At 59.6% G+C, this 7,815-nt stretch carries 7 protein-coding genes; 1 reads left to right on the top strand and 6 read right to left on the bottom strand.

The genetic code is table 11. The annotated features are described in order from the left end of the window. Positions 1-188 precede the first annotated feature (188 nt). Positions 189-1,673, bottom strand: a complete 1,485-nt coding sequence (gene gatA, locus HMPREF2743_RS05525) for an Asp-tRNA(Asn)/Glu-tRNA(Gln) amidotransferase subunit GatA (RefSeq protein WP_070744000.1) — start codon at positions 1,671-1,673, stop codon at positions 189-191. A 2-nt stretch (positions 1,674-1,675) separates the two neighbouring features. After that, positions 1,676-1,978 carry an Asp-tRNA(Asn)/Glu-tRNA(Gln) amidotransferase subunit GatC gene (gene gatC, locus HMPREF2743_RS05520; protein ID WP_070743998.1) on the bottom strand — a complete coding sequence of 101 codons (303 nt, stop codon included), beginning with the start codon at positions 1,976-1,978 and terminating at the stop codon, positions 1,676-1,678. A 203-nt stretch (positions 1,979-2,181) separates the two neighbouring features. Here gatC and HMPREF2743_RS05515 point away from each other — a divergent pair, with 203 nt between their 5' ends. Then, positions 2,182-2,841 (top strand): ACT domain-containing protein, encoded by a 660-nt coding sequence (locus tag HMPREF2743_RS05515; RefSeq protein ID WP_070818347.1) that lies wholly within the window; start codon positions 2,182-2,184, stop codon positions 2,839-2,841. Positions 2,842-2,847: 6 nt separating this feature from the next. On the opposite strand, the gene HMPREF2743_RS05510 is transcribed toward HMPREF2743_RS05515, so the two are convergent. Genes HMPREF2743_RS05510 through HMPREF2743_RS05495 form a run of 4 tightly spaced genes read right to left on the bottom strand, consistent with a single transcriptional unit; the run spans position 2,848 to position 7,707 of the window. After that, positions 2,848-3,606, bottom strand: a complete 759-nt coding sequence (locus HMPREF2743_RS05510; protein WP_070818346.1) for an HAD hydrolase family protein — start codon at positions 3,604-3,606, stop codon at positions 2,848-2,850. Continuing rightward, entirely contained in the window at positions 3,603-4,373 is a 771-nt protein-coding gene (locus HMPREF2743_RS05505) for an HAD family hydrolase (RefSeq protein ID WP_070743992.1), read from the bottom strand. Before HMPREF2743_RS05505 ends, HMPREF2743_RS05510 begins: the two co-directional genes overlap by 4 nt. Continuing rightward, positions 4,370-6,394, bottom strand: coding sequence for an NAD-dependent DNA ligase LigA (ligA, locus tag HMPREF2743_RS05500; protein ID WP_070818345.1), 2,025 nt, complete (start codon positions 6,392-6,394; stop codon positions 4,370-4,372). The genes HMPREF2743_RS05505 and ligA overlap by 4 nt, the downstream gene beginning before the upstream one ends. Before the next feature lie 53 nt (positions 6,395-6,447). Continuing rightward, entirely contained in the window at positions 6,448-7,707 is a 1,260-nt protein-coding gene (locus HMPREF2743_RS05495) for an ATP-binding protein (RefSeq protein WP_070743988.1), read from the bottom strand. Between the last annotated feature and the right edge of the window lie 108 nt (positions 7,708-7,815).

Here is a 7,815-nt window from a genome sequence, read left to right as displayed (position 1 = left end):
CGACACCGACGACATCCCCTTCTAAACACCCACCGTCGTTCCAAACGACGACACCAGACCAAGGCAACTGAAAGGAAAAAGAAAGACTACGAACCCACACCGTCGAATAAAACGACGAAGGCCGGCGGCCTCTCACGTCAGTGGAAGACCCCGGCTCATGCGCACTACGGGCTAGCCCGAAGTGTGTACTACTTGCGTCCTGCTTCGTAGGCGGCGCCGACCTTGTACAGGCGGTCATCCTTAAATGCCGGTGCCATGATCTGAAGGCCGGTGGGCAAGTTGGTGTCGGATGCCATTCCGGAAGGAACGGACATGCCGCACACGCCGGCGAGGTTCAACGGCAGGGTGCACAGGTCGAAGTTGTACATCTCCATCGGGTCCTCGACCTTCTCGCCCAGCTTGAAGGCTGTGGTCGGGGTGGTCGGGGAAACGAGGACATCGACCTGCTCGAAGGCACGCTCAAAGTCCTGTGCAATGAGGGTGCGAACACGCTGCGCCTGGAGGTAGTAGGCGTCGTAGTAGCCGACGGACAGGGCGTAGGTACCCAGCATGATGCGGCGCTTAACCTCGGGGCCGAAACCAGCCGCGCGGGACAGGGACATGACCTCTTCCGCAGAGTGGGTTCCGTCATCGCCCACGCGCAGGCCGTAGCGCATACCGTCGAAGCGGGCCAGGTTGGAGGAGACCTCACACGGCATGATGAGGTAGTAGGCAGCGAGAGCGTCATCGAAGTGCGGGCAGTCGACCTCAACGATCTCTGCCCCCTGAGACTTCAGCTGTTCAACCGCTGCGTGGTAGGCCTCCATCACGCCCAGCTGCCAACCATCGCGCTCGAATTGCTTGATCAGGCCGACCTTCACGCCGGACAGGTCACCGTTGGCCCCCTCCTTGGCGGCTGCGACTACTGGTGCGACCGGCTTATTCACGGAAGTGGCATCGAAGGAGTCGTGGCCGGCAATAATTTCGTGCAGCAAGGCGGTATCCAGAACCGTACGGGCAGTCGGGCCAGCCTGGTCCAAGGAGCTTGCAGCGGCGATGAGACCGTAACGAGACACCGTGCCGTATGTCGGCTTTACGCCCACGGTGTTGGTCAAAGCAGCCGGCTGACGGATCGAGCCACCGGTGTCAGTACCGATTCCCAGCGGGGCTTGACCAGAGGCCAGAGCTGCGGCGGTACCACCACCGGAGCCGCCCGGTGTGCGCTCGGTGTCATAGGGGTTGTGGGCCGGACCGTAGGCGGAGTTCTCGTTGGAGGAGCCCATCGCAAACTCATCAAGGTTCGTCTTGCCAAGGATCGGGATACCTGCCTCGCGCAGCTTGGTCACCAGCGTGGCGTCATAAGGCGAGACCCAACCTTCCAGCATCTTGGAGGCGGCGGTCGTGGGGGCGTCGGTAGTCACCAACAGGTCCTTGAGTGCCAGTGGCACACCAGCCAAAGCGGAGGCGGGTTCTTCGCCGGCGTCGAGGGACTTATCGACGGCGTCGGCAGCCGCCAGTGCTTCCTCGGCACCGACATGTAGGAAAGCGTTGAGCTCACCGTCGGTTTCCGCGATGCGGTCCAGGAAGGCCTGAGTAACTTCGCGGGAGGTGAGCTCGCGGGAGTGGATCTTCTCAGCCAACTCGGCGGCGGTTAGTGCAGTAATGCCCTCGGTGGGCGCAATGAATTGTGCCATTCTTATTCGTCTCCTCCACCCAGAATCTGCGGAACCATGAAGCGATCTTCATCAGCTGCGGGGGCCTGGTCCAAGGCCTGCTCGGCAGTGAGGGTTCGCACGACAACGTCCTCACGCATAGGGGCATGTACGGAGTGCGGGTGCGACATCGGCTCCACACCTTCAGCCTCGACCTTGCCAACCGCGGACACGGAGTCCACGATTTCGTCGATCTGCGCGGCGAACTGCTTCAGTTCTTCCTCGCTCAGGGCCAATCGCGACAGCTTTGCCAAGTGCGCGACCTCGTCACGCGAAATATCAGACACGCGAACTCCATCCTTTTATTCATTGAGACGGTTGATAGCTAAGCACCCATGGTACTGCACGGCCGATGCCATGCCACCACCACTCCTCCCCTAAGTGATGCTCAATACTATTGAATAGTATTCGATACCTTGGGTACCATCGATCGGGTTAGTAGAACCTATCATCCCTTGCTTAACCGCTTAGCTCCCCTAGAAAGAACGATATGTCGTACCTCGTCCGTGTCCTACTCCCTGACACTCCCGGCAGCCTTGGCCTCCTCGCCAACGCGATGGGCAGCATCGAGGCCGATATTCGTTCCGTTGACATCGTGGAAAACTTCCCCGATGGGACGGTCATGGATGACATCGTCCTCGATCTCCCCCAGTCCACCATGGCTGACGAGATCATCACCGCGGCACAGACCGTAGAAGGCGTAGAAGTTGACTCCATCCGCCCATTCAGTGGACGCGTTGACCGCCGCGGGCAGATCCACGTGCTGGCCAAGGTTGCCGCACAACGCAACGTGACAGCCGCAATGAATGAAGTCTGCGCCGCCATCCCCAAGGCGCTGACCTCTAACTGGGCCATCGTCATTGCTAACGACGAGAAGATCAGCCGCATCGCTGCCTCGGACGCAGCGCCTGCCGACGACGGCTCGATCCCCACCGACCTCAACGTCACTTCGGCCCGCGTACTCAATCCAGAAAAGGACACGTGGATCCCGGAATCGTGGACCCTCATCGAATCCGCGCTGGCTGCGGCTCCCCTGGTGGGTACGAACTATGTCGTGGTGATGGGCCGCGTTGGTGGGCCCGATTATCTCGCTTCTGAGGTCGAGCACCTGGGTGACTTGGGCGCCATCTTGGGCGCGTTCCTCACCTAGATCGACCTAGCGGTCGAGCAATAAGCTGAGGCCCGCGGCGACGTCGGGAACCACATGGTCCACCTCGTCGGCGATCTGCGTTCCCGGGAACGTGAAGGACTCGGTGGCGATCGAATGCATCGAGAGATCATTGAAGTTATCACCGAAAGTGTAGAGTTCAGCTTCTTCGCGGCCGAGACGGCTAAGCAACCGTGTCAAGCCCTCACCCTTGTTATGCCCAGGCGGCATGATGTCGTAGAAGTCGCAGTTGAAGGATGACTCGACATTACAGTTTTCGCGGACCCACTCGTCGACTTCACGGCGCAACCCAGGGTTTCCTGGGATCCACAAGGACATGAGGACCGTGCTGCGCTTGGCGACGTCCCTCGGATCCACCGCCTCCGTATTCGCCACCATCGAGGACTCTCGCCCCGCCAAGCCATCCCATGCCACCTGATCGGCTCCAGACAAGCCCGTGAGGTAGATATTCAACGGCAGCCCAGTGAAGCGATCAATGACGGCTTGGACGATATCACTGGGCAAGTGCTCCTCGTGGAGGATGGAGTAATCGCCGTCCGTGATGACGGTGCCGTTGTAGAGCACGTGGTAGTCCAGCTCCACGCCGAAGGGCTCGAGTGTGTTGCGCGCGTTGGCAATAGACTTACCCGTCGCAGAGACCGCGAGGTTACCAGCGGCCCGCCACGCGGCGACGGCTTCCTTTACGGCCTCAGTTATGTCTTCGTTGACGTAAACGGTGCCATCCATGTCCAAAGCCGCAATCTTCATGAACCGTAGTGTATTAGACCTTTCACGGCCGAGTCCACCACCGCGGTGCACGCCTCCTGGATGTCGGGTTGCGCCCACGGGAAGGTCAGGGAGACGTCGGCAAGCGCATGCATGGGCAGGTCATTGTGGCCGTCCCCGAAGGTGATGAGCTCGATCTCGGAACGCTCAACTTCCAGGAGACGAAGGAGCCAGGTCAAGGCAAAACCCTTGTCGTGACCGGGCGGCGTAATGTCGAAGAAGTTGCGGTTCATCGCGGTCCCGACGGGAAAACGGTCGGTGACCCACTGGGCAATCTCTTTCTGTAGCTCCGGGTTACCCGGCGTCCAGGCGGCAACGAGGGGAAAGGCCTCCTTCTCGATGCGCTCGGGCGCTACCGGCACTGGCTCGCTGATGATGGGATTGTGCACGCCCCCTACGTTGCGGACGAGGTGACCGTCTGGGGCTTCCAGGCGCGTGCAATACAAGTCGAGCTTCGGAATATCACGAACCCGCTCATACACAGCGCGGACTACCTCGGGCGGCACGTGGCTTTCATAGAGCAGCTCATAGGAACCATCCGTGATGACCGTGCCGTTGCAGAGCAGGTAGTAGTCGAAGTCAACGCCAAAAGGCTCGAGGGCTCGGCGGGCCGAATAGGGAGACTTGCCCGTGGCCACGACGGCAAGGTTGCCCGCAGCGCGCCAACCGGCAATCGCCTCCGGCACGTCCTCGGGCATGTGCCCATCAAAGTAGATAGTGCCGTCCAGGTCGAAGGCGGCTAACTTCATGCCTCGCCCGTTTCAAGGAGTCGGTTGAAGCCCTCCTCATCCAAGATGGTCAAGCCAAGGTCGCGGGCCTTCTGTTCCTTTGAACCGGCGTTTTCTCCTACGACGACGTAGTTGGTCTTCTTCGACACCGAACCGGATGCCTTTCCGCCGCGGGTGATAATGGCCTCCTTGGCGGAATCACGAGTGAAGTTCTCCAAGGTGCCGGTCACTACCACGGTAATTCCTTCAAGCGTCTGCGCTGGTTTATCGCTGACTTCCTCCGCCATGGTGACCCCGGCCGCGGTCCACTTCTGCACGATGTTGTCGTGCCAATCCACCTCGAACCACTGCTTGAAGGATTCCGCGATGATGCTGCCCACGCCGTCGGTATCCGCCAGCTCCTCCACCGAAGCCGCGCGCAGCGCCTCCATGGAGCCGAAGCGGGCGGCTAGCGCACGCGCCGCAATGGGGCCGACGTGGCGAATGGACAGCGCTACGAGCACTCGCCAGAACTCGGCTTGGCGGGCCGTCTTGAGGTTCTCCAGCAGCTTTTTACCAGAGGCGTTGAGCGCGCCCTTCTGTGTGGTATAAACCGAAGATTTGAGGAGGGCGTCTTCATCGAGGTCAAAGAGTTCCGCCTCGTCCACGAGCACACCGGAAGAAATCAGATCTGTGGCTGCCTTCTCTCCCAGCTCACCAATGTCGAGTGCCTTGCGGGAGGCCAAATACTCCAGACGCGCCGCCAGCTGCGCTGGGCAGCTGCGGGTATTGGGGCAGCGCCAGTCCTGGTCGCCTTCCTTCTGCGGGGCCAGCTTCGTGCCGCAGGCAGGGCAGTTCTCCGGAAAGACCCATTCGGTCTCGCTGCCATCGCGCTTATCCAGAACGGGGCCGAGGACCTCGGGGATGATCTCTCCGGCCTTGCGGATGATGATGGTATCCCCAATGAGGACATTCTTGTTCTTGACCTCGAATTGGTTATGCAGGGTGGCCATGGAGACCGTCGAGCCGGAGACAAAGACTGGTTCCATGATGGCGAAAGGCGTCACGCGCCCGGTACGTCCCACACCTACCTCGATGTTGAGCAGCTTGGTGGTGACCTCCTCCGGCGGGTATTTATAGGCAATAGCCCAGCGCGGCGCGCGCGAAGTCGCACCCAAGGCGCGCTGGCTGGCCAGATCATCGACCTTGATGACGAGACCGTCCATCTCAAAGTAGGCGTCGTGGCGGTGCTCCTCCCAGTAGGTCACGCGCTCCTGAACCTCCTTGGCGGTGGTGACTCGCTGGGTATAGGGCGACACCGGGAATCCCCAGGCCTCGAGGGCCTTGTAGGCATCGTGCTGCGAGGCGGGCTGGAAGCCCTCGCGCGCGCCGATGCCGTGGCAGACCATGTGGAGCCGACGCTTCTTGACGTCCTCCGGGTCCTTCATGCGCAGCCCACCCGCCGCCGCGTTGCGGGGGTTGGCAAAGGTCGGCTTGCCATCCTCGCGGCGTGCGGAGTTAATCTCCTCAAATTCATCCGGGCGCATGTACACCTCGCCGCGGACCTCTACCAGGGAGGGAACCGGGTATTCTTCGCTGCCCGCCAACTCATGAGGGATGTCGGGGATAACACGTGCGTTGGCAGTGATGTCCTCACCGACGCGACCATCACCACGCGTGGCGGCCGTGGCGAGCTTGCCGTCGCGGTAGACCAAGTCAATGGACAGACCGTCGATCTTCAGCTCAGTGAGGTAGGCCTTTGCCGGGGTACGGTCCAGCCAGTCCTGCAGCTCATCCGCACTGAAGACGTTGTCCAAGCTGTACAGGCGCTCCAGATGCTCGATGTCAACGGCACCTTCCGGCGCGGCACCGACCTGCTGGGTAGGCGAATCCGGAGTTTGAAGCTCCGGGTGCTCTGCTTCCAGGGTCAACAAGCGCTGAAAAAGGGCGTCAAAGTCCGCATCCGGGATTGACGGCTCGCCGTTGTAGTACAGCTCACGGTGCTTGCGCACTTCCTGGGCAAGCTCGGACCATTCGCGTTGGATATCTACTGCATCACTCACGAGTCACCAGTGTAGCGGGGCTACCGGACACAGCATGTACCTGGCCAAACGGCCTATCCACGCCACAAAAATGACATCGGTAACGCACATAGTTTGTCCCCCAAGGGCTGCACATAGGGAATCGGAGCCAAGACAAATCCTCCACGGAAACGCGGCCCTAGTTTCTCGCTCAGTGCACGCAAATGCCGAACCTGCCCTGCCTTGACTGTCGCACCGGATTTAACCTCAAGCGCAGCGATGCTATTGTCCGCGAATTCGATCACAACGTCTGCTTCCATCCCGGCGCTATCACGCCAGTGAAGAAGCTGATGCTGGTTTTCTGCCCAACCCTGCTGGGCAGAAAGCTCTTGAAGAACAAACCCTTCGACCAAATGCCCTAGGTGCGACTGCACCAGAGGATTCATGAGCATGTCTCGGGTTTGCCCTGCTAACCAGGAAGCCAAACCGGAGTCAGTGACCCAGCTTTTAGGCTTGGAGATCTCTCTCGACGTCAAATTTGATTTCCACGCTTTCACTTGCGAGGAAAGGAACAGCCTTGACAAAGTATCAAGGTAGGAGCGAACAGTAGACGCTGGGATTTCCGCTTCACGCGCGAGTTTCGCCGGAACCAACTCCCCTGCCTGATGCGCTGCGAGTAGACGCAACAGCGATTGCAGCCTCCCCGGCTGTGCGCTTTCCCGGGATAGGGTTTCTTCAATCACCGTCACGTGTGAAACATAAGACTCGAACCAAGCTCGGCGCATCCGATCTTGCAGTTCTAATGCAACCGGATAGCCGCCCTTGAGCACTTTGTCCACCAAGCCAGCTCGATCTACTTGTTCCGTAGGAACCGAACGCACAGGCAATTCGACGAGCTCATCGAGCCTATCTACAAAGGCGCCGTCACTGACCGTTTCACAAATCTCTTGTTGGCTCAGTGGGTTTAAATGGAGATCAATAATTCTTCCTGCCAGAGAGTCCTTCCGACCCACGCCCCGAGCAAAATCTGATGAACCAGTAATGATAAATCGACCTGGCCGGCGGTTCCTATCCACCTCAGCCTTTAACGGCAGCGTGAGCTCGGGAAGCCGCTGAATCTCATCGATAATCAGCGTTGCGTCACCACCTTGCTGCACAAAGGTCGTCGGATCCTCTTCCGCTAGTGAGAGAGCAGCGGGATCATCCAGCGTTACATACACAGCACGTTCAAGGCCGAGATGCCTTGTCAACGTCGATTTGCCAACCTGCCGTGCGCCCGTGACGTGGACAACGGGTGAGAAGGTCAATGCTTCTCGGGCAAAACCTTCCATGCCGCGCCTAATATACCGTTCCATACATAGCACTCTACCTGCAGTTGGTCATTCTGCAATGATTCATCCGTCATTCTACAAGGGTTGGATCGTCATTCTGCAAGATTCGGATCGCCATTCTGCAGCACTTCC

Origin of the sequence: Corynebacterium sp. HMSC036D02, assembly GCF_001836165.1 — a bacterium.
GTDB lineage: Bacteria > Actinomycetota > Actinomycetes > Mycobacteriales > Mycobacteriaceae > Corynebacterium.
The sequence above is the reverse complement of the archived record's forward strand: the minus strand, read 5'-3'. Positions and strand labels throughout refer to the sequence as shown.

Bases quoted from the DNA above. Each gene is read 5' to 3' on its own strand.
- gatA (WP_070744000.1), bottom strand. From the start codon at position 1,673: ATGGCACAATTCATTGCGCCCACCGAGGGCATTACTGCACTAACCGCC.
- HMPREF2743_RS05515 (WP_070818347.1), top strand. From the start codon at position 2,182: ATGTCGTACCTCGTCCGTGTCCTACTCCCTGACACTCCCGGCAGCCTT.
- HMPREF2743_RS05510 (WP_070818346.1), bottom strand. From the start codon at position 3,606: ATGAAGATTGCGGCTTTGGACATGGATGGCACCGTTTACGTCAACGAA.
- HMPREF2743_RS05505 (WP_070743992.1), bottom strand. From the start codon at position 4,373: ATGAAGTTAGCCGCCTTCGACCTGGACGGCACTATCTACTTTGATGGG.
- HMPREF2743_RS05495 (WP_070743988.1), bottom strand. From the start codon at position 7,707: ATGGAACGGTATATTAGGCGCGGCATGGAAGGTTTTGCCCGAGAAGCA.